Source organism: Hahella sp. KA22 (assembly GCF_004135205.1).
Lineage (GTDB): Bacteria > Pseudomonadota > Gammaproteobacteria > Pseudomonadales > Oleiphilaceae > Hahella.
The window spans coordinates 6507922-6533756 of the sequence record NZ_CP035490.1; the positions used below are offsets into that span (position 1 = coordinate 6507922).

Annotated in this window: 25 protein-coding genes; 5 read left to right on the forward strand and 20 right to left on the reverse strand. The window is 54.5% G+C overall.

Annotation, left to right across the window (positions count from 1 at the left end; genetic code table 11):
* Nucleotides 1-42: 42 nt before the first annotated feature.
* The 7 genes from EUZ85_RS28785 to EUZ85_RS28815 form a co-directional block, all read right to left on the reverse strand.
* Nucleotides 43-897, reverse strand: coding sequence for a helix-turn-helix domain-containing protein (locus EUZ85_RS28785; protein WP_127973553.1), 855 nt, complete (start codon nucleotides 895-897; stop codon nucleotides 43-45).
* Nucleotides 898-1051: 154 nt separating this feature from the next.
* Entirely contained in the window at nucleotides 1052-2170 is a 1119-nt protein-coding gene (locus EUZ85_RS28790; protein WP_127973554.1) for an ABC transporter ATP-binding protein, read from the reverse strand.
* Nucleotides 2171-2222: 52 nt separating this feature from the next.
* Complete coding sequence (locus tag EUZ85_RS28795) at nucleotides 2223-3104, reverse strand: carbohydrate ABC transporter permease (RefSeq protein WP_206617971.1); 882 nt, start codon at nucleotides 3102-3104, stop codon at nucleotides 2223-2225.
* Nucleotides 3097-4017, reverse strand: a complete 921-nt coding sequence (locus EUZ85_RS28800) for a carbohydrate ABC transporter permease (RefSeq protein WP_127973555.1) — start codon at nucleotides 4015-4017, stop codon at nucleotides 3097-3099. The genes EUZ85_RS28795 and EUZ85_RS28800 overlap by 8 nt, the downstream gene beginning before the upstream one ends.
* A gap of 96 nt (nucleotides 4018-4113) precedes the next feature.
* Nucleotides 4114-5370, reverse strand: a complete 1257-nt coding sequence (locus EUZ85_RS28805; protein ID WP_127973556.1) for an ABC transporter substrate-binding protein — start codon at nucleotides 5368-5370, stop codon at nucleotides 4114-4116.
* Between the two features lie 240 nt (nucleotides 5371-5610).
* On the reverse strand, nucleotides 5611-7092 hold the full coding sequence (locus EUZ85_RS28810; RefSeq protein ID WP_127973557.1) for an ATP-binding protein: 1482 nt from the start codon (nucleotides 7090-7092) through the stop codon (nucleotides 5611-5613).
* Nucleotides 7082-7810, reverse strand: coding sequence for a response regulator (locus EUZ85_RS28815; RefSeq protein WP_127973558.1), 729 nt, complete (start codon nucleotides 7808-7810; stop codon nucleotides 7082-7084). The genes EUZ85_RS28810 and EUZ85_RS28815 overlap by 11 nt, the downstream gene beginning before the upstream one ends.
* A gap of 178 nt (nucleotides 7811-7988) precedes the next feature.
* Between EUZ85_RS28815 and EUZ85_RS28820 the strand changes: the two genes are divergently transcribed.
* Together EUZ85_RS28820 and EUZ85_RS28825 are read left to right on the forward strand one after the other, a co-directional pair.
* The gene (locus EUZ85_RS28820; protein ID WP_127973559.1) at nucleotides 7989-8621 is read left to right on the forward strand and encodes a trimeric intracellular cation channel family protein; all 633 of its coding nucleotides are present in this window, start codon (nucleotides 7989-7991) and stop codon (nucleotides 8619-8621) included.
* A 101-nt stretch (nucleotides 8622-8722) separates the two neighbouring features.
* Nucleotides 8723-9358 carry a LysE family translocator gene (locus EUZ85_RS28825; RefSeq protein ID WP_127973560.1) on the forward strand — a complete coding sequence of 212 codons (636 nt, stop codon included), beginning with the start codon at nucleotides 8723-8725 and terminating at the stop codon, nucleotides 9356-9358.
* A 116-nt stretch (nucleotides 9359-9474) separates the two neighbouring features.
* Here EUZ85_RS28825 and EUZ85_RS28830 read toward each other — a convergent pair whose 3' ends face one another.
* From EUZ85_RS28830 to EUZ85_RS28845, 4 genes are all read right to left on the reverse strand, one after another.
* A complete protein-coding gene (locus EUZ85_RS28830; RefSeq protein WP_127973561.1) occupies nucleotides 9475-10599 on the reverse strand; it encodes a 3-deoxy-7-phosphoheptulonate synthase in 1125 nt (374 codons plus the stop codon).
* A 588-nt stretch (nucleotides 10600-11187) separates the two neighbouring features.
* Nucleotides 11188-11847 carry a YceH family protein gene (locus tag EUZ85_RS28835; protein WP_127973562.1) on the reverse strand — a complete coding sequence of 220 codons (660 nt, stop codon included), beginning with the start codon at nucleotides 11845-11847 and terminating at the stop codon, nucleotides 11188-11190.
* 39 nt (nucleotides 11848-11886) lie between these two features.
* Nucleotides 11887-12639, reverse strand: a complete 753-nt coding sequence (locus EUZ85_RS28840; RefSeq protein ID WP_127973563.1) for a molecular chaperone DnaJ — start codon at nucleotides 12637-12639, stop codon at nucleotides 11887-11889.
* A gap of 27 nt (nucleotides 12640-12666) precedes the next feature.
* Nucleotides 12667-13401, reverse strand: coding sequence for a VWA domain-containing protein (locus tag EUZ85_RS28845; RefSeq protein WP_127973564.1), 735 nt, complete (start codon nucleotides 13399-13401; stop codon nucleotides 12667-12669).
* A 262-nt stretch (nucleotides 13402-13663) separates the two neighbouring features.
* On the opposite strand from EUZ85_RS28845, the gene EUZ85_RS28850 reads away from it, so the two are divergent.
* Nucleotides 13664-14509, forward strand: a complete 846-nt coding sequence (locus tag EUZ85_RS28850) for a prephenate dehydratase (protein WP_127973565.1) — start codon at nucleotides 13664-13666, stop codon at nucleotides 14507-14509.
* A 60-nt stretch (nucleotides 14510-14569) separates the two neighbouring features.
* Nucleotides 14570-15379: an inositol monophosphatase family protein gene (locus tag EUZ85_RS28855; RefSeq protein ID WP_127973566.1), complete on the forward strand. Its 810-nt coding sequence runs from the start codon at nucleotides 14570-14572 to the stop codon at nucleotides 15377-15379.
* A 10-nt stretch (nucleotides 15380-15389) separates the two neighbouring features.
* Here EUZ85_RS28855 and EUZ85_RS28860 read toward each other — a convergent pair whose 3' ends face one another.
* The 9 genes from EUZ85_RS28860 to EUZ85_RS28900 all read right to left on the reverse strand — a co-directional run bounded on the left by EUZ85_RS28860 (nucleotide 15390) and on the right by EUZ85_RS28900 (nucleotide 24445).
* Complete coding sequence (locus tag EUZ85_RS28860; RefSeq protein ID WP_241566887.1) at nucleotides 15390-16229, reverse strand: ABC transporter substrate-binding protein; 840 nt, start codon at nucleotides 16227-16229, stop codon at nucleotides 15390-15392.
* A 182-nt stretch (nucleotides 16230-16411) separates the two neighbouring features.
* On the reverse strand, nucleotides 16412-16999 hold the full coding sequence (gene slmA / locus EUZ85_RS28865) for a nucleoid occlusion factor SlmA (RefSeq protein WP_011399804.1): 588 nt from the start codon (nucleotides 16997-16999) through the stop codon (nucleotides 16412-16414).
* Between the two features lie 74 nt (nucleotides 17000-17073).
* Nucleotides 17074-17487 (reverse strand): DUF423 domain-containing protein, encoded by a 414-nt coding sequence (locus EUZ85_RS28870; protein ID WP_127973567.1) that lies wholly within the window; start codon nucleotides 17485-17487, stop codon nucleotides 17074-17076.
* Nucleotides 17480-18283 carry a symmetrical bis(5'-nucleosyl)-tetraphosphatase gene (locus tag EUZ85_RS28875; protein ID WP_127973568.1) on the reverse strand — a complete coding sequence of 268 codons (804 nt, stop codon included), beginning with the start codon at nucleotides 18281-18283 and terminating at the stop codon, nucleotides 17480-17482. The genes EUZ85_RS28870 and EUZ85_RS28875 overlap by 8 nt, the downstream gene beginning before the upstream one ends.
* A gap of 61 nt (nucleotides 18284-18344) precedes the next feature.
* Nucleotides 18345-18728, reverse strand: a complete 384-nt coding sequence (gene apaG / locus EUZ85_RS28880) for a Co2+/Mg2+ efflux protein ApaG (RefSeq protein ID WP_127973569.1) — start codon at nucleotides 18726-18728, stop codon at nucleotides 18345-18347.
* Between the two features lie 48 nt (nucleotides 18729-18776).
* Nucleotides 18777-19598, reverse strand: a complete 822-nt coding sequence (gene rsmA, locus EUZ85_RS28885) for a 16S rRNA (adenine(1518)-N(6)/adenine(1519)-N(6))-dimethyltransferase RsmA (protein WP_127973570.1) — start codon at nucleotides 19596-19598, stop codon at nucleotides 18777-18779.
* Entirely contained in the window at nucleotides 19585-20589 is a 1005-nt protein-coding gene (pdxA, locus tag EUZ85_RS28890) for a 4-hydroxythreonine-4-phosphate dehydrogenase PdxA (protein ID WP_127973571.1), read from the reverse strand. Before pdxA ends, rsmA begins: the two co-directional genes overlap by 14 nt.
* Before the next feature lie 65 nt (nucleotides 20590-20654).
* Nucleotides 20655-21959: a peptidylprolyl isomerase gene (locus EUZ85_RS28895; RefSeq protein WP_127973572.1), complete on the reverse strand. Its 1305-nt coding sequence runs from the start codon at nucleotides 21957-21959 to the stop codon at nucleotides 20655-20657.
* 92 nt (nucleotides 21960-22051) lie between these two features.
* Nucleotides 22052-24445, reverse strand: coding sequence for an LPS-assembly protein LptD (locus EUZ85_RS28900; RefSeq protein WP_127973573.1), 2394 nt, complete (start codon nucleotides 24443-24445; stop codon nucleotides 22052-22054).
* A gap of 242 nt (nucleotides 24446-24687) precedes the next feature.
* On the opposite strand from EUZ85_RS28900, the gene EUZ85_RS28905 reads away from it, so the two are divergent.
* Nucleotides 24688-25827 (forward strand): patatin-like phospholipase family protein, encoded by a 1140-nt coding sequence (locus EUZ85_RS28905; protein ID WP_127973574.1) that lies wholly within the window; start codon nucleotides 24688-24690, stop codon nucleotides 25825-25827.
* Nucleotides 25828-25835: the final 8 nt, after the last annotated feature.

Below are 25835 nucleotides of genomic sequence, written 5' to 3' on the forward strand. Positions count from 1 at the left end.
AGATTTATCACCGAAAATCCCCTGGTTATACACGTCTTCCTCTCACTCGTCTCCTACCAAAACGCAACTTTTCCGATACTTTTGCGGCGACTCGCCAAAGTATTTAGCAAACACTTCGTAGAACCGCGTCACAGAAGAAAACCCGCTGGCGTAGGCGATCTGAGTCACCTGCTCTCCGGTATATTGCAACATACGTCGGGCGTGATGCACCCGCAGCGCAGTCAAGTACTCAAGAATCGACATCCCCAGGGTTTTCTTGAACAACGTCATGGCGAAGTTCTTGTGCAGCCCCACATGGTCCGCCACATCACAAACGCTAATAGACGCATGATAATTGTCATTGATGAATTGCAGCATCACCGGAATATGCTGACTGACCTTGAGTCCCGTGACGCCGGGGATCTGTTGATCAGGAGGGGTGTAACAAGCGTCCTTGAACAGGCGCCTTAACAACAGTGTGATTTCATCCAGAATGAGATCATCCAAGGCGGGATCACACAGCCTCAATTCCGCCACCCAACGCGCCAACATAGTATCGTCCACCAACCCGGCGCAGCGCGCGCGGCAGGGAACACCATGAAACAGTTGCTGCTTTACGCCGCAGGAAAGTTGCAGGTTAAACAAGGCGAAAAGAGGGAGTCTGAAGCTGTACGCCACGGCGTCATCGCTCACAGCGCCAAACTGATGAAAGTGCAACGCGGAATAACACAGAAGGTCTCCGGCGGATAATTTCATCGTCTGTTGACCATACAGCATCTCAACACTGCCGCGGGTCAGAATAAGGATCTCAAGATGACAGTGCTGATGCGCAGTCGTCATCGCTTCCGGCTGGTGGCGTTCGCCTTCCAGCTCAAATCCGTACGGATGGCTTTCTCGGCCATAGGATTGACCAATCATCGCTTCACCCCCTAATTATTTTTATTCAGGTAAAGGCATGCCCGGGACGCAGTCGCCGAGGCAAAGCCTCAGCGAGCGCCATGAGCTTGATATTTTTTAGTGAACGCAAACACGCCCGGGTCTGATTCGCAGCAGACGCTCCGGGCTAAAAGCGCTAGCCGATACGGGCTTGGCTCTCGATATCGAAGAAAACGGCTTTGGACAGATCAAGCATCAGGTTCATCTTCTCTCCCAGCTTGCCCGCACTGTCAGGCGCTACACGACAGCTCACTTCCGTACCGTTCAGATGGATATGCATAACAGTATCCGGTCCGGTAGGCTCGACCATATCAATCTCAGCCTCCAGCACCATGACATCAGCTCTCTCCACTTCATGCGGATTCACCTGAGTCACCCTTTCAGGACGCAGACCCAGAGTCACCTGCTTGCCGACGTAGTTAGTCAGGCAGGCGCCACGCTCGCCCAGAGGCAGACTGTAAGTGCGGCCGTCACGGGTAGTGACTTTCGCCACCAGGCCGCCGCCTTCGTTTTGGATCTGCACTGGAATGAAGTTCATCGCTGGTGAGCCCATGAAGCCGGCAACGAAAATGTTGGCGGGTTCGTCATAGATCTCCTGCGGGGTGCCGAACTGCTGTACGATGCCGTCTTTCATGACCGCGATTCGATCCGCCAGGGTCATCGCCTCGATCTGATCGTGGGTCACGTAAACAATGGTAGTGCCCAGATTCTGGTGCAGTTTTTTGATTTCCGTCCGCATTTCCACCCGCAACTTGGCGTCCAGGTTACTCAGTGGTTCGTCGAACAGATAAATCTTGGGTTTGCGCGCTAATGCCCGCCCCATCGCCACGCGCTGACGCTGACCACCGGAAAGCTGGGAAGGCTTGCGGTCCAGCAAATGCTCAATTTGCAGCATTTTCGCCACACGCTCCACCTCAGCTGTGCGCTCGTCTTTTGGCACCTTGCGCATTTCCAAGCCGAACGCGATGTTGTCGCGAACGTTCATGCTTGGATACAACGCATAGCTCTGGAATACCATGGCGATGTCGCGATCTTTCGGGCTACGGCCGGAAACGTCTTCACCGCCGATCAAAATAGCGCCATCGGTGATCTCCTCCAGTCCGGCGATGCTGTTCATCAGCGTGGACTTACCGCAGCCGGACGGACCGACAAGGATCAAAAACTCGCCCTTCTCGATACTGATGTTAATGCCTTTGAGGACTTCCGTTTTACCGCCGTAGGTCTTACGAACGTTTTGAATTTCTAATGCAGCCATTTAAATTAACCTCGAAACTGTCTTTGTTCTTGTGTGAAAGGAGGCTGTGCGCCTAGCCTTTCACAGACCCGGCGGTCAGTCCTCTGACGAAGTATTTGCCGGCCAGTACGTAAACCAATAGTGTTGGCAGACCCGCGATAATCGCCGCCGCCATATGCACGTTATATTCCTTCACGCCAGTGGAGGTGTTCACCAGGTTGTTCAGTGCAACGGTAATCGGCTGAGTATCGCCGCTGCCGTAAACCACGCCGAACAAGAAGTCGTTCCAGATCTGTGTGGTCTGCCAGATAATGGTCACCACAATAATCGGACCGGAAATCGGCAGCAGAATACGCCAGAAAATAGTGAAGAAGCCGGCCCCGTCCAACTGCGCCGCCTTGACCAGCTCACCAGGAATATTGATGTAGAAGTTACGGAAAAACAGAGTCGTAAACGCCATACCGTAGACAATGTGCACGAACACCAAACCAGCGGTGGTGTTGGCCAGGCCCAACAGTCCCAGGGTCTGCGCCATAGGCAACAACACTACCTGAAACGGAATAAAGCATCCGAACAACAGCAGACCGAAGAGCAGCTCGCTTCCGCGGAATTTCCACTTAGTGAACACATAGCCGTTCAGGGCGCCCAGGAATGTAGAGATCAGAACCGCCGGCACAACGATTTGCACGGAGTTCCAGAAGTAGCCTTCCACGCCTTCACAGCGAACGCCTGTACAAGCGGTGCTCCAAGCCTTAGACCAGGCGTCGAATACAAACTCTGTCGGCCAGGAAATCAGGTTGCCGCTACGGATGTCGTCCATCGTCTTGAACGAGGTCAGCACCATAACCACCAGCGGCAGCAAATAAAACAGCGCTGCGGTCAGCAACACCGCGTAGATAAGGCCGCGGTTAATACGATTCCAGTTCATGGATGATTGCGCAGTCTGATTAACCATTACGGGACCCTCTCAATTCTGAGTACAGATAGGGAATCAGGATAGCCAGTACGCCGCCCAGCATAAGCATCGCGCTCGCCGCGCCCAGACCAATCTGGCTACGGGTGAATGAGTGCGCATACATAAAGGTCGCCGGCAAGTCAGTAGAATAGCCAGGGCCGCCGCCCGTCATCGCCGCCACCAAGTCAAAACTCTTGATCGCGATGTGAGACAGAATGATAAAGGCGCTGAAAAACACCGGGCGCAGACTCGGTAGAATAATGCGACGATAGATTTTCGGCAGCGTGGCGCCGTCTATCTGCGCCGCTTGGATAATGGAATTATCGATGCCGCGCAGCCCCGCCAGGAACATCGCCATCACAAATCCAGATGACTGCCATACGGCGGCGATCACCAGCGTGTAGATGGCCATATTCGGGTCGACGATCCAGTCAAAACTGAAGCTTTCAAACCCTAAATCCCGCACCACTTTTTCCAGACCCAGTCCAGGATTCAGCATCCACTTCCAGGCCGTACCAGTAACGATGAAGGACAACGCCATAGGATACAGATAGACCGTACGGATCGCGCCTTCCTGACGAATCTTCTGGTCCAACAATATCGCCAGGGTCACCCCCAGAACCAGGCAGACCAGAATGAACAGTCCGCCAAAAATACCCAGGTTGGTGCAAGCCACCAGCCAACGGTCGTTTTCAAACAGCTTTTCGAATTGAAGCAGGCCGACAAAATCATATGACGGCAGAAAACGCGAATTAGTCATCGACAGGACCGCCGTCCAGATGATGTAGCCATAGATAAAGACCAGCATCATGATGAACGTCGGAGCCAGCACCATTTTTGGCAGCCAGCGCTCCAACCAGGCAAGACCGCCTTTCGCTTTTGCAGTTGCTTCGGGACGATCGTGTGCGCCCATGGATATCGCCCTCATGGTTCCCCTCGTTAAAGGCAAGTTTAGGATAGAGATGGGGGTTGCGCGCGCGAACAGGTCAGTTCGCGCGCGCTAAGCCGATTACATTGCTGCTTTTACAGCCTGAGCCAGCTTGTTGACCGCTTCTTTAGCGGACTGACTGTCGTCATTGAAGAAGTTGGTGACGACGTCATAGATAGCGCCCTGGATGTAGGACGTAGTGGACATGCCATGCGCCATACTGGGCACCAGATCGCCAGTGGAAGCAGCGGCGTTGAAAGCGTCCATAGATGATTCCGCACAGCTGTCGAACTTGTCGCGAGCCATACCGCTACGAACTGGAATAGAACCCTTGTTCAGGTTAAAAGTTTCCTGGAAAGTCGGCTCCATGATCAGACGCGCCATTGCGTTCTGTGCTTTGACGTTATCGTCATTGTTCAGTTTGAACATGGCGAAGCTGTCGATGTTAAACGTGTACTGACCGGAAGTACCTGGAGCAGGCAGACACATGTAGTCGATACCAGGCTTTTTACCCGCTGCGGAGAATTCGCCTTTGGCCCAGTCGCCCATCACCTGCATCGCAGCTTTGCCATTGATGACCATGGATGTAGCAATGTTCCAGTCGCGACCGGCTGCATCTTTGTCGATGTATTTACGCATGCTCTTGAAGGTTTCGAAGATCTTAACCATCTTCTCGCTCTTCAGCGTATCAGCATCGTGCTTAACAAAGGCTTTGTTGTAGAACTCGCTGCCGCCCATGCCCAAAGCGATGGCTTCGAACAGAGTGGCGTCCTGCCATGCCTGACCGCCGTGCGCCAGCGGAATGAAGCCCGCTTTCTGAATCGCGTCAGCCGCTGCAGGGAATTCTTCCCAAGTGGTTGGGATGCCTACGCCCGCTTTACGGAAAACGTCTGGGTTGGCCCACAGCCAGTTCACCCGGTGCACGTTTACCGGAACAGCAACGTAGTGGTTTTCATATTTCATGACGTTGGAAACGACTTCTGGGAGCAGTTTGTCCCAGTTTCCGGCTTTGGCGACAGAGTCCAGGTTCGCCAACAGACCGAGATTCGCCCACTCCTGAATGTCCAGACCTTTGATCTGGGCTGCTGCAGGTGGGTTTCCAGATACGGCTCTTGATTTCAGAACGGTCATGGCGCTTTCCCCGCCACCCCCGGCAACCGCAAAGTCTTTCCAGGTGTGCCCTTCTTTCTCCAACAAGCCTTTCAATACAGCGACAGACGCCGCTTCACCGCCGGAGGTCCACCAGTGGAGAACCTCAACTTCGCCCGCCTGTGCTGAAGTTGCTGCTGCGATGCCAGAAAGAACGATAGGAGCAAGAGCTTTTTTAATTCGTTTCATGACCAAACCTACTGTTTATTGTTGTTTAAATAAAAGGTTCGCCATTCCCGAGTGAACAATCCCGATGGGATATTTTAGGAAGGCTGAAATCCTCTGATTACGCTCAAAGGTTCACTCAGTATAGGGGTGGAAATACGGGGGCGGGGTAAGATAGAGCAACCTAATGTAACAAAACCTTAAAAACCTTGCAGGTTCCCAACAGCCACAATTAAGCGGCCATTGACAGGGGGCGGGCCAGATTCAGACTTCCTGATACTGCCTTGGCAGCCAGACTTCCACGACAAAGCCGCCCTGCTCATGGTTTCTGACCTTCAGCCTGCCGCCATGAGCATGGATAATATTGCGGGCGATACTCAAACCAAGTCCTGATCCGCCCGTGTTACGATTGCGTGACTTTTCTAACCTTACGTAAGGTTCGAAAATGCGATCCTGCTCCATTTCCGGAACTCCGGGACCAAAATCCCGCACCGCAACGTGCACGCCTTCATTCACATCTTCCAGAAATACTTCCGCCTGATGTCCGTAGAACAGCGCATTATCGATGATATTGCTGAACGCTCGCTTGAGCGCCAGCGGCTTACCCCAGAACGGCTGTTCCAACACGCCGGTCAGCACTACTTTCTTGCGCTGCAGATCCGCGCCCTCGCAAATTTGCTGCAATAAATAGTGTAGATCGATATTCACCGGATTTTCATGAACAGTGGTGTCTTTAACGCACTGCAAGGCGCCATGCACCATATGATCGAGATCTTCCAGGTCTTGAATGAACTTACCCCGCAACTGGTCGTCGTCCAGCATTTCCGCCCGTAGTCGCAGGCGGGTGATCGGCGTTTTGAGGTCATGGGAGATAGCGGAGAACAACGTTTCCCGATCCTGAATATAACGCTGAATGCGCTCTTGCATAGCGTTAAAGGTGCGCGCCGCCGCGACCACTTCCGTGCTGCCTTCTTCCGGTAGCGGAGGACGCTCGATATCCTTACCTAATTCATCCGCCGCCCGCGATAGCAATTTCAGCGGGCGCGTCAGCCAACGCACCACCACAAACAACGACAGCACCACTAGAACCACCGTAATTCCCATAAACCAAAGACGCTCGGCGGGTAGATAATCGCCCTCAATCAGGCCGTCAGGCGTGGGCAACAGCGTAGCCAGATACAGCCACTCGTCTTTCTCCAATCCTATCTGCACCACCAGGATCGGAGTCTTTTGCGGGTGTAACAACAGGCTGTGGTGCCCCCATCCAGGCGGCAGATCCAACAGGCGAATGTCATTGTTAAAAACATGCAGGGACTCGGCGAAAGAGAACTCGGAGATGATCTCCACCTGACGGCCCAGCTCCCGTTGCAGAACAGAGTCCACTTCTTCTAAAACCCAGCGCTTCAGGTCGGCGTCCGGCGTCGGACTGATATTAATGAGCTCACTGTTGAAAGTGACGAAGAACCGCGAGCCGCCCATGCGCCGTAACTGATCGAGGACAATATGACGGTATTCAACCGGCAGAGATTTGAAGAAGCGCACCGTAGAGGCGATGCTGAACGCCAAATGATTGGACATGCTCAGCACATTTTCCTGGTTACGGGTTTTTATCTGCGCCACCCAAATCAAGCTGGACAGGGCTTGCGCCGCGAGAACGGCAATGACCAGGACAATCACCATACGCGACAATAAAGACTGTGGAACCAAGCGCGCCAGGCCCCGGCGAGCGCCTCGCTTAATCCCCATATTCGCGCTCAACCGGCACTGCTAAAACATAACCGGAGCCGCGCACAGTCTTGATCAGCGTGGGATTTTTGGCGTCGTCGCCTAAACGCTGCCGCAATCGACTCATATGTACGTCAATGCTACGGTCTAATGGCGAGCACTCGCGCCCGTGCAGCACGTCGGAAATTTCATCCCGGCTTAACACCTCATTGCCCTTTTCCAAAAACAGACACAATAAAGTGTAGTCAGCGCCGCTAATGGCGCTCTTGTCGCCGTTAGGTTGCAACAGCATGCGGGACGTAGTGTCCAGAACCAGATTGCCGAAACGGTAGATTTTGGGTTGCCCGGAAGGCGCGCTCTGCTTGGGCTGCACCCGACGCAGGATCGCTTTCATCCGCGCCAGCAACTCCCGAGGATTGAAAGGTTTGGCGATATAGTCATCAGCCCCCATTTCGAGACCGACGATACGATCCGTGTCATCCGCATTGGCGGTCAACATGATGATGGGAACGGTGGACGACTTACGCAAACGCTGGCAGATAGTGAAGCCATCGTCGCCGGGCAGCATGATGTCCAGAATAATCAGATCCGGCGTCTCGCCCTCCAGCAGCTTGAACAGCGTCTCGCCATCCTCAGCCGGAGATACGTCAAAGCCGTTTTTGGAAAGATACTGGCTCAGCAATTGCCGAATTTCCAAATCGTCGTCCACAACGACTATATGCTTGTTTTTGTGCGTCATCGCTGCTTAAAACTTAACCTCGTAAACTGTGCGCGATCATAACACAAAATTATCGCCGTCCCAGTTGTGATTGTACTTGTGTCGCATGCTTCAGTTGCGGACAGTCATTACTCACTTTTTGGCCATAATCTGTATAATTCGCGCTCTTTTCGTCAACCCAGCCCTTTGCGGAGCTTCCATGTACGTGTTTCTGGATTTCTTTGGTATCGCTGTATTCGCCATTTCCGGCGCGCTTGTCGCCGGACACAAGAAACTGGACGTTTTCGGCGTGCTTGTGGTCGCCCTGGTAACCTGCCTCGGTGGCGGCACTCTGCGCGATCTCGTATTGAACGCTCACCCCGTCGTCTGGATCGCCAACACAACCTATCTTGGCGTAGGCATTATTTCCGCCCTCGCCACGTTCGTACTGGTCAGGCTCAAACGAATCCCTCTTCATATGCTGGAAGTTTGCGACGCCATCGGGCTGGCCTTTTTCACGATCGCCGGTACGCAAAAAGCGCAAGCGCTGGGCCACAGCTTCGAAATTTGCCTATTGATGGGCATCATGACTGGCGTTGCTGGCGGTGTTTTACGCGATATTATCTGTAACGAAATCCCGCTGATTTTCCATCGCGAAATCTATGCGACGCCCGCCATCGCCGGCTCATTTTTATACCTGACTTTGAGCTACTTCGGCATAGACTCGGACGTCGCTGCGTTGTCCGGCATGGCGGTCACGCTGGCGTCACGACTCGCCGGCGTGTACTTCAATATCAGCTTGCCCGCGTTTCTTTTTTCTGAAGACGAGCAGGAAACGCCTAAACTGGAGTAGGCTCCATAAGCTCATGCATCAGAAAGGCTTGAATCCGCCGCTCCAGCGTACGATTATGCTTTTCTGATCGCCAGCGCATTCAATATCCAAGGAGTATGCCCATGCATGAGTACTGGACTGAGTTTCTTACTGTCGCCCTCGCCCACCTATTGGCCGTCGCCAGCCCCGGACCGGATTTCGCCGTGGTGATGCGCCAAAGCCTGTGTCGAGGACTGAAACCCGCGTTATGGACCAGTACGGGAATTGGCTCAGGCATACTTCTTCACATCACTTATTCATTATTGGGTATTGGGCTGCTGATTTCTCAGTCCGTGGTCGCATTCAACGTATTGAAGTGGATTGGCGCCGCTTATTTAATCTGGGTGGGCTTCCAGTGTTTGCGCGCCAAACCTCAAGCGCCTTCTGACGAACCGCTGCAACAAGCACTGCCTAGCGAGTCTGCCTGGCAGGCGTTTCGACTGGGCTTTTTAACCAACGTGCTTAACCCTAAAGCCACTTTGTTCTTTGTCGCCTTGTTTTCCGTCGTGATCAGCCCGGATACGCCCAAGTGGGTTCAAGGCATTTATGGCGGCTGGATGTTCGTGGCCACTACGCTGTGGTTCTGCGGTTTCAGTTTCTTCCTTTCTGGAGAGCGCGTACGCAGAGTATTCCAGCGCTGTTCACACTGGATTGAGCGAGTGATGGGAGTGGTGTTATTTGGTCTCGCGGCAAGACTGTTCGCGGCGACCCGGGACTGAGAACGCGCTAATACCGCGACAAGAAGCACAGAGAGGCGAGCGGGAAGTCTCGCCTCTCTGACCTCGACGCGACGATTAAGCGTCGAGGCGTACACAGAGTTTTTAATTCCTGATTCTTACCTGGCTGGCAACTGTCCGTACAGATCAGTCAGCAAACGCTCCGTTTCATCCCAACCAATGCAACCATCCGTGATGGAGACGCCATACTGCAGCGGTCTGTCAGGATGTACTTTCTGAGTTCCTTCTTGCAGATAACTTTCCAGCATGACGCCCATGACCGTGGAGCTACCTGTTTTCAACTGACGCGCGACTTCATTCAGCACTTTGGACTGGTTACGGAAATCTTTCCGGCTGTTGTCGTGGCTGCAGTCCACCATCAAACGCACGGGAAGGCCGTGTTTTTCCAGCGCTTCGCTGTACTCTCTTACGCTATCTTCATCATAGTTAGGTTTTCCTCTGCCGCCGCGCAACACTAAGTGAACGTGGGGGTTGCCGAGGGTTTTGCGCATTTGGGGACGTCCGCAGGTGGACAAGGTGGGGTAACAGTGAGGAGAGCGGCTGGATTGCATGGCTTGTATCGCCACTTCCACACCGCCGTCCGTTCCGTTCTTGAATCCGACTGCGGAGGTCAGGCCGCTGGCCATCTCTCTGTGCAATTGACTCTCTGTGGTGCGAGCGCCAATTGCTGTCCAGGACACCAAATCCTGCAAGTAGTCCGACACAATCGGACTCAACGCCTCAGTCGCCAAAGGCAGACCGAGATGCGCCAGTTCAACCATCAGCCTTCTGGCTTTGTCCAAGCCGTAAGCCATATGGTGAGAACCGTCCAGCAGAGGGTCATACACCAGACCTTTCCAGCCGACGGTAGTGCGAGGCTTTTCTACGTAGGCGCGCATAACGATCTGCATGCGGTCGTCCAATTGCGGCTTCAGTTCAGCCAAGCGGCGACCGTACTCCAGCACGCCATCGGTGTCGTGTACGGAGCAAGGTCCGACAACAACCAACAGACGCGGGTCATCGCCGTGCACAATATTATTGATCGCTGTCCGCGCATTCTCAAGCTGTGTGGCCAAGTACGCGTTAACGGGATAGCGGTGCCGAAGTTGATTGGCGGAGGGCAGGATATCGCCCATCGGCTGTATTGGTGGCTCCATATGTTTCAATGTCTCGTCGATAACTGCTCTTGCCTTGATTCCCATCGACTTTACGCCGGATTCTTTGACTGTCGCTGCCTGGTTCATTGGTTCTCTCCCGGTATTACTCTGTGTCTGCATTCGATTCGTTAGTTAGTGATTCAGTTTTAAAATCAATAACTAAATCGAGACTGACACCACCATCTAGGCAGAAAGCGACCGCACACATCACTATGTTGAAGCGCCGGCGCCGGTTCCCTGTCCTCATTAGTATACGACTGATTACCCGTCATGACCTTACCCTATTGATTACCTGTTTGCTTCAATCCAACTGCCAACGACACCTTGTTGATTCGCAGCTTCCAGTCTCGCGAGGGTATAAAAAAAGCCCCGGAGACGTTTGCCTTCGGAGCTTCTTTGAGAGTTCTTCCGGAAGGCAGTTTCGTTAAACGCGCCTTCCTGTAAACCTATGTATGCGGGGGCTCGTTAACGATGGTTATAAAAATAAAACCAAAAATGCCAACCGCTAAAATACGCACGAACGCCAGCAACCGCTGCGTTGCCGGAGAAAGATTTGGAAATGTTGAGAGTGTTGTGCGTATTCATGGACTAAATACTAACCTGCGGTTTTAACAAAAAGCAACTGCAAACGGGAAAAAAGTTCGAAGGCGCCAATAACGCCTCCCTTTCGACGCCTTACACCACCTGCCCCAACTGCCTTAGCTTCTTCTTCAATGCCTCGTTTTCCTCCTGCAGCGCCTCCAGACGCGCCTCCAAATCCGTAATCCTCGCCTTGTAGGCGGAAATGTTGCCGGAGTCAGAAGGGGCCGCCGTTTCTATCGGCTCTATGTCGCTGCTGAACATGTGCATGTATCGCGACTCTCTCTTGCCTGGCTCACGGGGCAACATCGCGACCAGCGGTCCCTGCTTGTGTTCCAGCAGCCGTTTCAGCGTCGCTTCCACAGCCAGGACATCGGTGAACTCCGCCATTCTGCTGGCGCGTGAGCGCAGCTCTCCCGGCGTTTGCGCGCCCCGGAGCAGGAGTTCACATACCACCGCGACTTGCTGCGCATCCAGCTTAAGTTCGCCAAACTCTGTGTTACAAAAACGATGATGGTACTTTTCCACCCGGCTTCCATAACTGCTGCCTTTCACCAGGTCTTTGCGCTGCAACGCTTCCAGAGTCTGGCGGACAGTCGCTTCATCCAATTCCAGCACTGGATGGCGGTTGCTCTTCTGATTACAGGCGTTCACCAGCGCATTCAATGACAGCGGATATTGGTCCGGCGTAGCGATTTCTTTTTCCAGCAAGACCCCGACCACACGGGTTTCATACAACGTCAGATCTTTTTTCATTTCCCCTCTCCTTACCCGTTATCGACCACTGGTTTCAATTTATTGGTATCTCTGGCTGCGCAGATGGGCCAGTAGTATGCGTTTGGCTTCGTTGATTTTCGCCGCCAGATAATTACTGCCGCCGCGATCAGGGTGAAACTTTTGCATCAGTCGGCGATGCGCCTCCACGACCTCATCTTCACTCAAATCATGATCCGTCAGGCCAAGCACGTCTTTGGCGTCAGCCAGCGTCATCGCCTCATCATGGGTTGGAACGTTATCCACATCGTCCACGGAGAACTGGGTCCGCCAATGCACGCCATAGACTCGTTCAAAGTAGGTCTCCAGAATCTCAATAGAGTCTTGATAATCTCTCACTGCTGAGCGATAGAGATTCGCCAGGCTGCTCACATCCATAGCCTGCAGGTTCTGCCCTGAGTAACGGTCCGCCAGGACCTCTCCATCCATCTTGCCGCTACGGTGATCCAGCGTCATACGCAACAGGCTGGTTTCGATACTGGATTGCCCATCGCTTCCCGTCACAGCGTTACGTCCGGCGTTGAAAAGTTTGCGCAGCAAGGGCAGCCATTGCAAGACGGAAGGAAGACGTTTAAACAGCAACAGGAGCGCCGCAAACAAAGCAGCAATAATATTCAATCGGCCGGTCACCACCAGCAATAGAATAGCGGCTCCGCCAATACCCAGTGCGAGATAGGTCAGATTTTTCTTTCTTTTTTCCGGCGGAGCCTGAAATACATGCTGCAGCAACCAGAAAAAAATTAACGCCAGCAAGAACCCCAATATCAGTTGCACTTCTCTTTCCTTATTGTCGCCGCTATGTCAGGGCGTTTTTGTATCTATTTTCGGCCCGGGAAGTTGTCGCCTCAGTTCCAGCAAACGAGGGCCGCCTCGACGACTGTAGACATCCAGCGCAGGCAAGCCGCCACGCGCATACTCGGCAACAGCGCCAAGCAGTTCCTTTAGCTGTTCTGCGCTACCTTCGTCAAACCGACACCAGGCGCCGCCGGAGAGTCGGGCGATGTCTCTGTACACCGACTCCACACCTGCATCATAACCTTCCTGGAACATAAAGACCGGCGCGCCGATAATGCCAAGCTCCCCCGCTTGTCTCAATAACCCGGGAGCGTCTTCCTCCAGCGCATCACCAACAAACACCAACGCCTGCACTCTACGCTTCAAGGACTCTGCCTTTCCATGCGCCAGCACTCGGCCAATCTGTGTTTGGCCCGCCATACAATATACGGAGGTCATCGCCCGCACCAAAGCATTTGCGTCACTCACCCAATCCGAACAATTAAACTCCCGGAATCCCCGGTAATAGACAAACTGCACCTGCAGCCCTTTCACGTCACCGGCGCTCAGAAACATTTCGGTCTGCAGTTGACTCGCCTGATCCCAGAGCCGCTGACGACTCATGGTGGCGTCAACGGCGAATATAAAGCGGCCGCTCCCAGGAGAGTCCGCCAAAGGCGTTGTCTTGACCTTTTGCAGAAAGTGCTGGATCGCCTGTCTGCTTGCCGGCGGCGCATTCGGTCTCGCTGGCGTCTTATTCATCTCATTGCCTCCGCAAACCGCTTATCTGTTAAATATACTAAAAAGTATTGCAGGTTAAGCGCTTAAGCGGCGACGCCGACGGCAAAATTAATGTAATCGCGGACTCTTCTCCCACAAACTATTAGAAAACTTAACGGGAAGTCCTTAGAGTACATGCTTTTCTATTTCCAAACGCCAACACTCCCGGCGACGCTTGGGGCCAGAGTCAGTTCAGACACGCGGCGTCCCGCTTTTCGTCCGGCGCATAGTTACGAGGTTCAAGGTGATTGTCTATCAAGGTCATGAGGGCGCTTACTCCCATCTGGCGTGCAAGCATGTATTTCCCGATCGCGAAGCGCGGGCTTGCGGCTCGTTTCGCGCAGCCATGGAAGAAGTGGAGCAAGGCAAAGCGGAACTGGCGATGATCCCTCTGGAAAACTCCACCGCTGGACGTGTGGAGGAGATTTACCGCTTAATTCCGCAAATGAGCCTGCACATTCAGGAAGAACACTTCGAAGCGGTAAACCACTGCCTCATGGCGCTTCCCGGGGCGCATCTGGAAGATCTGCGCATCGTCGGCTCACACCCCCAGGCGCTGGCGCAATGCGCCGACCACATCCGCGAGCTGGGACTAGACCCAGTCGCCACGTTGGATACCGCCGGCGCAGCCCTTGAGGTCAGCCAGAGCGGCGATAAAACCAGAGCCGCCATCGCGTCCAGCCTGGCGGCGGAGCTGTATGGGCTGGAGATTCTGAAAGAAAATTTTCAGGACAAAACCGGCAATACCACTCGTTTTATTATCCTCTCCCACGAAAACAGACTCCCTCCCCTTGAGCCGGGTGTGAAGTACATCACTTCGCTGCTCTTTCGGGTGCGCAATATTCCCGCCGCGCTATACAAGGCTTTGGGCGGGTTCGCCACCAACGGCGTCAATCTGGTGAAACTGGAAAGTTATATGCCCGGCGGCACTTTGAACGCCAGTCAATTCCACGTGGACATTGAGGGGCATATCGACTCGCCGAATATGAAGCTGGCCTTGGAAGAGCTGACTTTCTTCGCTGAGGATATCCGCATGCTGGGCACATACCGGGCTCACCCCATGCGCGCCAGCCGCAGCTTTCACGACTAGCGCTCCCGGGCTCGCCTGCGCGGCAGGCCTTCCGTAACTCTGATCAAGGTGATTGAACACATGACACATTCCCTACACGACATTTCAACGTTCGCGGTGGATCTGGCGTTGCTGGCTGGCGAGTTAATGGAAAAAGAGCAGCGCAACGCACAGTATGAGAGCAGCTTCAAAAATCACCAGGAGCTGGTGACTTCCGTTGACCTGAAAGTCGATGAACTGATACACAAGCGCATCCGCGCCAACTATCCTGATCACGCCATTTTGTCGGAAGAGAATATGTCCGACATAAGCAAAGTGGGCGACCTCAACGGCCCACTGTGGGTCATCGACCCCATCGACGGCACCGTTAATTTCGCTCACGGCCATTATCAGGTGGCGGTATCCATCGCCTATTTTGAAGGAGGTGAAGCCAAAATCGGCGTGGTGCATTGCCCGTTTCAGAACGAAACCTTTCACGCCATGCGCGGCCAGTATTCACTGCGCAACCACAAGCCGATCCAGGTCAGCGGCGCAACTAATTTGCGGCAAGCGCTGGTTGCAACAGGTTTTCCTTACGATAAAAGCCGACTGCCGGAACTGATTCAACGGCTGCAGGCGGTGATGATGGAGTGCCAGGATATTCGCCGTATCGGCTCGGCGGCGCTGGATATCTGTTGGGTGGCCATGGGACGCCTTGACGCTTATTACGAAACCGTCAGCCCATGGGACTGTGCGGCAGCGCGTCTGATCGCTCAGGAAGCGGGCGCAAGTTGCGGCAATTTGACAGTGGCGCCGGAGGGCATGCCAGAGGAATTAAACAGCAAGGATTTGCTCATCGCCAGCCCGGCGCTGTATCAGCCTTTGGCGGACATTCTGCTAAAAACCCTGTAATCCATTTGTTTTAATGTTCTTTGCCCGCTGGCGGCTTGATCTCACTGGCGGGTTTCTCGTAATCCCCATCACGCATGGCCCGCATGTACTGATCCCAAATACCCTCGCGCTTTAACTCGACTAACTGTGCGTTGAAGACTTTCAACAGCTCTGGGCTGGAAGGGTTATCCCGCGGAAAAATAAGGTGCAGAGTTTTAGTGTGAATGGGCCTGGGATGGTGGGTCAGCAACTCTTTTTGATGTGGATACATGTGACGAACCGTGCTGTAACCGACTTCTTTGTCCTGAGGAAACAGCTTAATGCGCCCCATCAGCAGCAATTGCATGTTTTTTTCATCACTGGCGATGCGTTTCACCATCAGTTCGCCGCTAATCTCCGCCTGTTCAAAGGCCTCTCCGTAGTAATAGCCAAGCGTGGCGCCGATTGAATATCCTTTCAGGTCAGATAGCTGCTCCCACTGAACAGGCACCTCTTTCAGGTGAAAGAACACCTGCTCGCCACTAACCAAAGGATTGCTGCAATAGAATTCCTGCTCGCGCTCCGGTGAGCAGTAGTAAGGCATGGTCGCATCCCAAACGCCATCCTTGACCAGCTGATATCCCCTCGCCCAGGGAAAATTCTGAAACTTCACCTGATAACCCGCGCGGTTAAAAGCGGTCGTGATGATGTGACCCAAAGCGCCCCAATAAGGCTGTGTCTCACTGACGTAAGGCAACCATTCGCCGGTGGCGATACGGACCGTTTTGCCTTCTTCAGCAGGCGCTTCCGCACCCATAGCCGGCCCGGTGAACCCCAACCACAAAACAAACACGCTGCATAATGCAGCGTGCAATCGATAAAAACCCGTCACTGGCGATTTCCAAAAACCTGTATTTGGTTGTACTTATGGCGGGAGAGTGTACCACGCAGCCCATTACATTCTTGTACAATAGTCTCAGTCCAGCCCAAAGTAATCCATAACCCGTTTGTACTACAAACGAACAATAGGAGCGCTTCGAGCTCACTTTAACATAGTTAAAAGAATAGCTGCTTTCAAACGAACAGGTGTTGAGAGATAAAGCCCCAGTGCTCATCCCAGCCTTGCAGCGGGTCGATGCGGAAGCCGGAACGGATAAAGCGGTGCATATTCCCTTCGATCAGACTCAGAAAGAGTTGTGCGCTGTCTAATTGAGTCAACTGGGTACGTTGACCATGCAGCACGTCCCCATCCCGCAGCATACTGCGAAACTCAGTTTCCAAACGCTCGAAGAAAGAGGCTGCGCGAGCGCGCAATTTATCTTTTTCTCCTTGCAGCGCATCGCCGAGCAAAAGACGGCACATGCCAGGATTGCGCTGGGCGAAGGTCAAGCACAACAGTACGGATTTATTGATTTTCTGGGCGGTGCTGATTTCCTCAGAACGGATCAGCTTGATGCGGGAAAAAATGCTCTCTTCAATGAATTCAAACAGTCCCTCGAACATCCTCCCTTTGCTGGGGAAGTGTCGGTACAAAGCAGCTTCCGAAACGCCGACGGTCTTCGCCAGCTTGGCCGTGGTTATGCGTTCCCCCGGCTCGTCCTGCAGCATTTGCGCGAGGCATTGCAGAATTTGTTCTTTACGATTGTTCCGATCTTTACTCATTTTTCCCAGGTTCTCCTTGGTCAAATACAACACAACCAAACTACGGATCTAGATAGCGCGGTGCGTTGGTTCCCTTATAACGCCCGCTCACGCCTGCCCCATTTCAGGCGTATCGCTTCAGCTCCCCAAATCAGCCATCCCAGAATAAAGGCCATGCCTCCAGAGGGTATGAATCCATTGGGGAAACTGAACTGCAATAAAGTCTTGGCGTACAGTCCGCCACAAAACAAAACCAGCCCTGCGGCGAAAAAGGCCGCCACAATACCATAAGCCTTACGCGACCAAAATCCCCGTGACAGCGCCAGAATAATCAGTCCCATCGCATGGAGTGAGTGGTAGCGTACGGCCGTTTCAAAACTGCCTATCGCCTCGGGATGATAATGCGCGACCAGATGCGCGCCGACTGCGCCCATGGCCACCGACAGCCCCATCAGAATCAGGCCGACCGCCAGGATACCGGAACCGCCATGTTTATCTTCCTCACGCATGCGCCACCTCGGTCATTTCCATTGTGCCCAGATTGACCGCGCGCAGGGTTCCTCCCCATACGCACCCCGTATCCAACGCCACAAACCGGGGCCGCCCGGTATGTCCTTGCAAAGCCGCCCAGTGGCCAAACAGAATCGTCGTATCGTCTTGCCTTGGATAGCTAAACCAGGGCGCATATCCCGGCGGGGCGGTTTCAATTTTCTCTTTGTGCTTAAACTCAAGACCGCCTTCTGCATCCAGAAAGCGCATGCGCGTGAAATAGTTGGTAATGCAACGTAAACGCTCCAGCCCTGTCAGGTCATCCCGCCAGCTGGCCGGTTCATTACCGTACATATTTTGAAAGTAGGTCTTGGCGTCAGGGCCAAGCAATGCCTGTTGCAACTCCTCCGCCAAGGTTAACGCCTGGGCGACGCTCCATTGTGGCGGTAGTCCGGCATGGCTCATAAAAATATCGCGGCCGGAATCATAGTATGCAAGCGGATGGCGCAGTAACCATTGCATCAGCTCCTCGCAGTCCGGCGCTTGCAGGATGCTTTGGAAGGTGTCTTTACGTTTTAGCTTTTCACCACCGTAATACACCGCCAGGGCATGCAGGTCGTGATTGCCAAGCACGCTAAGCGCGCTGTCGCCCAGGCTTTTAATGTAGCGCAGACATTCCAGGGACTGCGGCCCCCGGTTGATCAGGTCCCCCGCAAACCAGAGTGAATCCACTGCGGGATCAAAACTCAACTTATCCAGTAAGCGTAGTAAGGGCTCATAACAGCCCTGTATGTCTCCGATCGCATAGATCGCCATAACCAGGAGTCACATCTTTGTCGTTAGGTTTAAGAATGCCCTTCGAACGGCGCGAAAGCGCCTAATGCAGAACGCGGGGCGCGGCGAGTATAAAACGGGGAATCTCCGCGTTGAACAGATGGCCATCGTCAGCCAGCATCTCGTAATGCCCTTCCATCGCGCCAACTTCCGTATCCAATACGCAGCCGCTGGAATATTCATAGCTCGCGCCGGGTTGAATCACCGGCTGCTGCCCCACCACACCATCGCCGGTAACCTCCTGCTCCTTGTTGTCGCCGTCAATGATCAGCCAGCGCCGCCGCAAAAGCTGCGCCGCACGCTCGCCTTCATTAAGGATAGTGATGTGATAGGCGAACACAAAGCGGTTATTGTCCGGGTCCGATTGTGACGCGATAAACTGCGTGCGGACAGTTACCCGAATATCATACAAAGACGTCTCACTCATCTGCCTGGTCCCTTATGCTCAGCGGATTACACGCTGGCGCTGATATTCTTATGATTCGTTTTCCAGCGGGTGATCATATACATAGTCCGCGATTCTCACAAACTCAGGCAGACCCAGTCGTTCCGGCCGAATTTGAGGGTCAATGTCCAGTGATTGCAGCGCCTCTACGGTAATCAACTGCTTGAGCGTATTGCGCAGCGTTTTACGGCGCATTGCGAACGCTTGACGCACTACCATGGCGAACGTACTGACATCCTTGCAGGAGACAGGGGGCTCCGTGTAGGGCGTCAGCCGGACTATGGCCGACCAGACTTTGGGCGCAGGCTGAAAAGCGCCGGGGCCGACATTAAACAGAGATTCCACCTTGCAGTGGTACTGCGCCATCACGCCCAAGCGGCCATAAGCATCATCGCCAGGCTTCGCCGCCAGACGGTCCACTACTTCCTTCTGCAGCATGAAGTACATATCCTGCACCAGCTCGCGAAAAGTCAGCAGATGAAAAATAAGGGGAGTGGAAATGTTGTACGGCAGATTGCCCACCAAACGCATTGGTCGTTCCGGCGTGGCCAGTTGCGTGAAGTCGAATTTCAGCGCATCGGCCTCAATGACATTGAACTGCGGATAATTAAAAAACTTTGTACGCAGAATGGGCGTCAGGTCTCGGTCCAGCTCCACCGCGGTCACAGAGCCGCCGCTTTTCAGCAGCTCTTCCGTCAATGCGCCAAGCCCCGGCCCGATTTCCACCAGATTCTGATCTGGTTTGGGATTAATGGACCGCACGATGCGGTCAATGACGCCCTGATCATGCAGGAAGTTCTGCCCAAAACGCTTTCGCGCCTGATGCCCGATGTTCTCGTTATGCCTTCCCATGAATGCTTCCCCGACTGCGCTCAACCATATTAATTGCGTATTCCAAAGCGGTTTCCAGACTGCCGCCGTCCGCCTTACCCGTCCCGGCAAGATCCAGCGCGGTGCCGTGATCAACGGAAGTACGGATAAAGGGCAGGCCCAGCGTAATGTTCGCGGCGCGCCCAAAGCCCTGGTACTTCAACACCGGCAACCCCTGATCGTGATACATAGCCAGCACGGCGTCGCCCGTCTCCAGGACTTTGGGCGTAAACAGCGTGTCCGCCGGCAACGGGCCAATGAGATTCATCCCCTGGCCGCGTAAACGCTCCAGCGCGGGCTGGATAATGTCAATTTCCTCGCGTCCCATATGGCCGCCCTCCCCCGCATGGGGATTAAGCCCCGCCACAATAATGCGCGGATCAGCAATGCCGAATTTGTATCGCAGATCTTTATGCAGGACGGTGATCACCCGCTCCAGGCGCTCATCAGTGATGCTGCGGGCGACCTGCGACAGTGGCAGATGTGTTGTGACCAGCGCCACTTTCATGGCGTCCGAGGCCAGCATCATCACTACTTGCGACACATTGCTGAGCTGCTGCAAATACTCGGTATGCCCGGAAAAGGCGACGCCTGCGTCATTGATTACGCCCTTATGCACCGGCGCCGTGACCATGGCGTCAAACTCCCGCTGCAGACAGCCAGTAATAGCCCGACGCAGGGTATTCAACACATATTGGGAGTTGGCGGGATTCAGTTCGCCTTGAGTGACTGGCGCGCCGCAGGATACGGGCAACACCAACACCGATCCCGGCTGACGGGCATGAGGCGGGCTATCATCCCCTGGCGAGTAGATTGTCACTTGTAGCGGAAGCCCCAGGCTTTCAGCCCGTTTGAGCAGCACTTCCGGGTCACACACAAACACCAAATCGGCCGGCCAGCACTTTTGCGCCAGGGTGACGCAAATATCCGGCCCGATGCCCGCCGGTTCTCCCGGGGTGATCGCTATTTTCAACGTCTGGCTCCTGTCCGTCGCCGTCAGTAGCGCTTCCCAGGAAGAGGAAGCGCAGGGTCAATGTGTTAAAGCTTGAGTTGAACGAACGCTTCGTCGCGAATTTCATTCAACCAGTTCTGCAACTCTTCTTCATACTTACGACGATGCAGCACCTGTCTGGCCTGACTCGCCATCAGCCGGTCGCCGATATCCGCCTCGCGACGATCCTGCACCTGCAGGATGTGCCAACCAAAAGTGCTCTGGAACGGCTTACTGACAGCGCCGACCGTGGTTTCCCGCATCATCTGATCAAACTCAGGCACCATGTCGCCAGGGCTCACCCAGTCCAGGCTGCCGCCAGCGGCTGCGCTGACAGCGTCGTCGGAATAGGCCTTGGCCAGTTCAGCGAAGTCTTCGCCTGCCTGCACTTTGTCATAGATTTCTTCAATCAGCTTTTTCGCAGCGATGTCGTCGCGTAACTCATTTTGCTGCACCAGAATATGCCTGACCTTGGACTGCTCAACCACTTTGCTGGCGCCGCCGCGCTTTTCCAGCATAGAAACGAAATGCACGCCACTGCTGTTGCGAATGGGTTCCGAAGTCTGGCCTGGAGCCAGTTTGGGAGCGACGTCGGCAAACAGGGACGGCACCTGATCCGGCTTACGCCATCCCAGATCGCCCCCCTCTGTGGCGGTCGATGCGTCGGAATAAGTGATCGCCAGTTGTTTAAAATCCACGCCTTGGTCAAGCTGACTGAGGATCTTCTCGACCTTGCTCTCCGCCTCTTTACGCTGAGCCTCAGACGCGTTTTCCGACAAGGCGATCAGGATATGGGCCAGGTGATATTCTTCCGCGCGCTGCTGTTTGGCGGAAGCGGACTTAAGAAAATCGTTCACCTCTTTCTCTGTCACTCGAACCCGGCTGTCCACACTGCGCTGTTGAACGCGGGAGATGATCATTTCACGGCGGATCTGCTCACGGGCGTTTTGATAGGTCACGCCTTCTTCACTCAGCGCCTGCTGGAACTGGTCCAAGGTCATGCCGTTCTGCTTGGCGATATTCTGCATGGTCTGGTTCAGTTGTGAATCGCTGATCCGGATGCCTCCGCGGTCCGCCATCTGCATCTGGATGCTTTCCAGCACCAGCTGATCCAGCACTTTCTCCTGCAATACTGACTCAGGCGGCAGGGAGGTCTTTTGTTGACGTAACTTGTCTTTGATGCGACTGGCGCGGTCTTGCAGCTCGGAGTACAGCACGATGTCATCGTTAACTACCGCCACTACGCGATCAAGCTCCTGCACCTGAGCGTGGACCAAGCATCCCTGGAGCAGTAACAGCGCGCCCAGCGCGTTGAGTATGGCGGATCTGAAATTATGTCTTAGCGTTTTCATGAAACCCTGTATATCTGAATAAAACTGTACTTTGATCAACTCTGTTCATCGCCGTCCGTCACTACGGCGGAAGATAGACCCGCAATGCGGTCCTACCATTGATAACGCTCCGTGCGGTAGGTTTCGCGCTCGTTGAAGTTGCGCATTTCCTTGGCCATCACATCTTCGAAGCGGCTGCCTATGTTACCCAGGCCGCGCAATTGGAAGCGCAGAAAGACGCCATGATCCAGCTCGCTGTTTTCGGTATCGTCCGCATCTTTCAGGAAGCTTCTGGCGATAACCTGAAAGCGCCAGCAGCAGTCGTTGTATTCTACACCGGCCATAGTACCGATGGTACGGTGATTGACCAGGTCAAAAAACCAGCGACCCAACACGCTGACGGAATCGGTCACCGGGAAAAGCACCGACACATCCGTCTGCTCCAGATCGTTATGGGTGTATCTGTGGCTCAGGTTGAGCAGCTTGCGATATTCCGGATCATGGAACGCCAACGTGGTGGCGCCTTTCTCGGTTTGACGCTCCTGCCAGTCCCACAGCCCTTCCACTTTGAAATCTAATCTGTCGGTCGGACGCCAGACCAATTCACCCGCCCAGGGCGATTCACTTTCACCGCTGAGTCCCTCCGTCCCCAGGCCGACTTGCTGGTCCTCATAGTAGAAGATCTGACCGACGCTGGCGCGGAGGCGCTCGGCGCCGGTGGCGCGGTCGTTGAAACGCGAGGTGACGCCCAGAGTTAGACGATTGTTATCGCCGACGCGGTCGCCGCCGACAAAACGGTCGTCTTTATAGAGCTGGGAATAACTGAACGTCGCTACGGAGGTGTCGAAGTCAGGAATATCGTCCTGATCCTGCTCTGGGGAGTAAACATAAAACAAACGTGGCTCAAGGCTCTGGTTGTACTCATCGCCAAACAAGCTCAGCGTACGATCGAAATACATGCCCGCATCCAGGCTGTAAAAAGGCACGGTGCGGCTGATGGACTCATCCAGCCCGTCAGCGCGCTGCTCCAGCTGATAATCAGTGTGATCAAGACGCAGTTTGGGCGTCAGGTAGCCCCAGGTTGTTGACAGAGGTAGCTTGAGACTCGGTTGCGTACGCCAGCGGGCGCCCACTACCTGTTGATCCTTGGCCGGATCGAGGTTTTCGTCGTCACGCCAGAAATAGGTGAACTCCGACTCCAGGCCAAACGCCACCGGATCAAAGTCGCGCGCCCATCCAAAGCTCAACTGCGGCAACAGCATATAAGGGCGGTCGTTATCCACGATATCATCGTCGACAGTCTGATAGCCCTGCACGTGGCTCTTGAAGCTGTATCCGCCGCCCAGATAAGCGACATCCCAGGAACGCTTGATATGGGTTTCCTGTTGAATCTCCAGAGTGCGGTTCAGGTCGTTGAGATAGTCCTTGTCGCTCACCACGTTGTAATCGATAGTGGAGCGCCAGTTCTCACTCACGTCATAACGGTTGGTGAAGTCCAACGCCCAGCGGCGGCCGCGTTCGTCCGGGTTCTCTTTGCTGAACTCGCTATCATGGGCGATATAGCCAAGACGCATTTCGCTGTACGTGTCTTCTGTCAGCCAACGTCCTTCCAGCTCAGACAGCAAGCCGCGACCGTGCATATATAAAGGCGAATAGGTCGCGTCATAGTCAGGCGCCAGGTTGAAATAGTAAGGAATGCCGAAAGACATGCCCCGCCCGGTGTTCGATGTGCCAATGGTCGGATACAGGAAGCCGCTCTTACGGCGGTCATCGATGGGAAAGCGCAGATAGGGAAAATACATCACCGGGACGTCTTTGACCCGCAATGTCATGTGCTTGGCGGTCCCTTCACCTTGCTCACGATCCAGAATGATCTCGCTGGCGGCGATAGACCAGTCGTTATGCATCGGATCACAGGTGGTATAGCTGCCGTCTTCGATACGCACCAGCTGAGCGTCGGCGCTGCTTATCCGCTCAGCATCGCCGCGGGCGTGGCGCTGGTGTATTAAGTAACTGGCGTCGGACAGGCTAAAGTCTTTGCTGTCCAGGTTGTAGCGGGCCGTATCCCCGTGCAGCAGCAGCCCGGGAGCCCGGGCGGCCTTCAAGCCCTGTAAATCCACCACATTGGTCTGGCGATCCAGCTCGACCTGATCCGCTTCCAGCCACCAGGCGCCTTGCTGAGCTTTGACATTGCCCTGCAGACGCATGGCGGATTCGCTGGGCGAGACCAGGGAGTCGGAACGGGCCCTTAGCGCCTCGTTATCAGACTGAGTGGCAGTAGAAGGAGCATTGACGAAACCGTACTCCGGCTCAACATAGGTTCCTCTGCATTGAGGCTCTAATGTCGTCATTTGCTGTGGGGTCAGGAACTCACGCATTCGCCAGTCCAGCATGGCCGCGGACTGCAGTGCGGAATCCGCACGCGAGGACCCTGTCGAAGCCATGCCGACCACTCCGGCGAGCATGTAACAATAGCCGGCGCGCAGACGCTTCCGCCCTTCCTTCATAAAACCCCTTGATTCATTTTTGGAAATGCCCGCCACCCAACGATATCCCCCGATGACGGCAGCTGTAATTTGGAACCGGACATGATAGCGGCGCAGGCAACGTCAGTACAGCCGCAATATTCGGTAAGCCGGCGAGTATCGCGGCGTCCAACAAAACCTTAAAGATAGCATCCAGATGCATTGTGTTATGCTAATTTCTAAGCAACGGACAAAAACAAACAACCATACGTTTAGGGGGCGCTGTGTCTCAAACCTCACAAACCGCGGGCTTGGTGTTAACCGGCGGTGGAGCGCGAGCAGCTTATCAGGTAGGGGTATTGAAAGCCATTTCCGATCAGTTACCGGATCTTCATTATCCGTTTCCGGTCATTTGCGGCACCTCCGCCGGCGGTATCAACGCGGTAGGCCTCGCCAGCAGCGGCGATATATTCCGGCATAGCGTCGAACGCCTGGAGAATTTGTGGAGTGAGTTACGCACTGAACAGGTGTATCGCTCCGACTTCTGGGGCATGGCCAAGCGTATGGGGCACTTTGTAAAGTCCTTTCTAAGCGGCGATGATAAAGAGATTCCCGCCTCCATGCTGGATAACGCCCCTCTACGCGACTTCCTTAACACGCATACTGACTTCAACCGTCTGCGGGAAGCCCTCGCCAGTCCAGAAGGCATTCGCGCCGTCTGTCTCACCGCCTGCGGCTATCGCAGTGGCCAAAGCGTCAGCTTTTTCGAGGCGCCGCCTGACGTCCAGGGCTGGCACTTGGGGCAACGGGTTGGCGTGCGTTGTGAGCTGGGAGTCGACCACCTGCTGGCGTCTGCAGCGATCCCGACTATTTTTCCTCCTGTGAAAATCAACCGCGAGTACTTTGGCGATGGCGTTGTCCGCAATATGGCGCCGCTTAGCCCGGCCGTGCATCTGGGATGTGACCGCATACTGGTCATCGGCGTCAGCGCCAACCGGGTCTGCGCGCCCGTGCGCCGCACTAGCGGCAAATATCCGTCTTTGGCGCAGATCATGGAACACATGCTGAACGGCGCATTCATCGACACCATGGAGAATGACATCGACCGCGCCCTCATTATTAATCAGCTGTTAAAACTCGCTCCAGAGGAAAGCTTGCGCGAGGCCGGCATCAGCATGCGTCCTTTGGAGATGCTGGTGATTTCCCCCAGCCAACCTATTGATGAAATCGCCGCCCGGCATGCAGGAGAGCTGCCGAAAGCAGTGCGCCAGTTTCTGGGCCAGGGCAAACCTAACCAGGAAGGCGGAGCCAGCCTCGCCAGCTACTTGCTGTTTGAAGGCCCGTTTATGCGGGACCTGATTAAACTCGGCTATCAGGACGCGCAGGCCCATGCCCGGCAGATAGAGAATTTTTTCAGTCAGTAAGCGCCGCC